This window comes from Sulfurimonas sp. (assembly GCF_026988655.1).
Taxonomy (GTDB): domain Bacteria; phylum Campylobacterota; class Campylobacteria; order Campylobacterales; family Sulfurimonadaceae; genus Sulfurimonas.
In genome coordinates this window covers 1-2,731 of sequence record NZ_JALSKT010000001.1, presented here as the reverse complement: position 1 = coordinate 2,731, position 2,731 = coordinate 1, and the positions used below count along the sequence as shown (strand labels likewise).

2 protein-coding genes are annotated in these 2,731 nt (G+C 34.2%); both read left to right on the top strand.

From position 1 onward, the window contains the following. The coding region (locus MV052_RS00010) for a DUF3373 family protein (protein WP_297439560.1) at positions 1-1,412 on the top strand (1,412 nt) is incomplete at its 5' end. Positions 1,413-1,601: 189 nt separating this feature from the next. Continuing rightward, the coding region (locus MV052_RS00005) for an ethylbenzene dehydrogenase-related protein (protein WP_297439559.1) at positions 1,602-2,731 on the top strand (1,130 nt) is incomplete at its 3' end.

Sequence of the window (2,731 nt, the reverse complement as noted above, 5' to 3'; positions counted from 1 at the left end):
CAGAACTAAAAGAGGCTCAATCAAAAGTGAACTACGATGCACTTAAAAGACAGATAGGTGAAGTAAAAGCACATACAGGTGGAGATAACATCAAGTGGAGTGTTGATTTTAGAACGGCATATGATATAGTTGACTATAAAATCAATGGTGCTAATGATGCAAGTAATGGACTATGGACAAATAAACTTATTTTAAATATGGCAGCTCAACCTGTAGATAATTTAGTTTTTAAGGGTGCATTGAGTGTATACAAAACATTTGGCAGTAATAGTGCTCCTGCAATGAATGGTTATCAAAATATGGACTGGTATGCAACACAGACTCCAAGTGGCGATGCAAATATAAGACTTAGAGAAGCTTATTTTCTATATTTTGGACAAATGGGTGATATGCCTTATACAGTAAGTTTTGGTCGTCGTCCATCTACTGACGGTTTTATGACTAATTTAAGAGCAGATAATAGCCATCCAGCTTCACCAATCGGACATAATATAAATATGGAGTTTGATGGTGCTAGTTTTAAATTTGATTTTGATAAGCTTGCAGGTGTTTCAGGAATGTATTTTAAAATTTGTTTAGGTAGAGGTAACTCTAATGCTGATGCTAAGTATCCTTCTTTTACAGGCTATCCAGTTATGCAAAATGTTATTCCTAGTATGACACAAACACCTTATGTGCAGAGTAGTTGGGATTCTCCAAATATGGATTTAGCAGGATTTATTTTTCAGGCATATGATGATGGTCAATATAAGGTAATGGCTAATTATTTTCAAGCTTGGAATGTGATGGGCGCTAACTTTACATTTGATGGTACAGGATCATATTTTGTAAATATGACAGATGTTGGTGATATGACTGGTGGTGCATTATCACTTCAAGTTAATGGAATTGGCGATGAGATAAGTGACTTCTTGGATGACACTGTATTTTTTGCTTCTTATGCTTTTAGCAAAACTGATCCAAAAGGTACACATAACGTTGTAAACCCAATGTATGGTGTTCCAGCAACTGGTTATATAGTCCCTGCAACAGAGATGCTCGGCTCTGCAGATAAAGAATATGGAGACTCTATTTACATAGGAGTTAATTTTCCTTGTTTAATGGTTGAAGATGCAAGATGGGGATTAGAATATAATCATGGAAGTAAATTTTGGAGAAGCTTTACTTATGGAGAAGATACTTTAGTAGGAAGTAAACTTGCAACTAGAGGTAGTGCATATGAAGCTTATTACAATTTACCAGTAGTTGGAAAGTATTTAACGGCACAGCTTAGATATACTTATATAGACTATGACTACACAGGAAGTGATATGTTCTTTGGTAGCACAGGTACTCCTATGGATGTTGATACAACACCAGGTGCAGTAAAATCTGCTTCAGATATTCGTTTATCTTTAAGATATAGATACTAATCTATAACTAAAATAAAAAAAGGGGGCTATGCCCCCTTTTTACTTCTACCTGCATAATTTAAATCTATCAAATATACTACATTTATACAAAGCAAAGTAATAAAGCTATAAAATAGCAAAAGTTCTTTTGTAGGAGATGAGTAAGTGCTAAAGATTTTGTTGAAAACTGCTCTTTTATGTGGTTTATTATTGAGTCATATTTTTTCTCAAGTCACTATTAATGCCATAAAGGTTCCTGGCAATACTTCTGATATAGGACCAACTTCAAAAGCTTGGCTTAGTGCTAGGTATCAAAACATACTACTTTACCCACAAATAACTATAGAACTAGATGAAATTAACAAGCAAAATATGGGTGTTACTAAAGTAAAAGTAAAAGCCATATATGATGGAAAAAATATTTCAATACTATTAAAATGGAGAGATAACTCAAAATCTCCAGAGGAAAAAATAGATCCTATATCTTATGCTGATGGTTATGCCATACAACTACCAATCCAGTTTGATGACGCTAAAAAGCTTCCATATATTGGGATGGGAAGTAAAGGACGAACTGTTATTGTTATGTATAATAAAGTAACACTTCCAAGGTGTGAGCAGGTTGGCAATAGTGAGTTTGTTGAGTATGTAGATGAAAGTAGCCAACAAATTTTTGGTTTCTTTTTAGAAAATAGGCATGAAAAGCCTCAAAGTAGTGAACTTCAGAGGATTTACATAGGGCAAGGATATAGAAACTTTAGAGAAGTACAAGATAAAAATATAGATGTCAAAATGCATATGCTTTATAAAAAAGGTTTCTGGAGAGGGACTATATCTATGCCCTTGAAGTCTAAATATTTGAATATAGACAAAGGAGAATTCCCTATCTCTTTTGCTATATGGTATGGTGATAAAAAAAATAGAGGGGCATCAAAGATTATAAGCCCTTGGATTGGGGTAAACCTTGAAGGAAAAGATAGTAAAAATAAACTCGTGCGAGAGTTGAGTGAAGAGGCTAAAGGTGATGTTAGAAATGGAGAAAGACTAGCGAAAGAAAATTGTGCAGCATGTCATATATATGCAAATCAAAAAAATGCCCCAAAATTTATGGCTCCAAATCTCTCAAATATCGGCGGCTATTCTACTAAAGAGTACTTAAAAGAGTCCATCATAAACCCCAATGCCATTTTAGTTCCTGGCTATGAAAAAGATGAAAACAGGATTTTCTCTTGGTATGATATTGATGAAAAAGGTGATAGAGTCTCAGCAATGCCTTCATATGATTGGCTTGATGAGAAGAGCATTGAGGATCTTGTAGCATTTTTTATGTCTCAAAAATA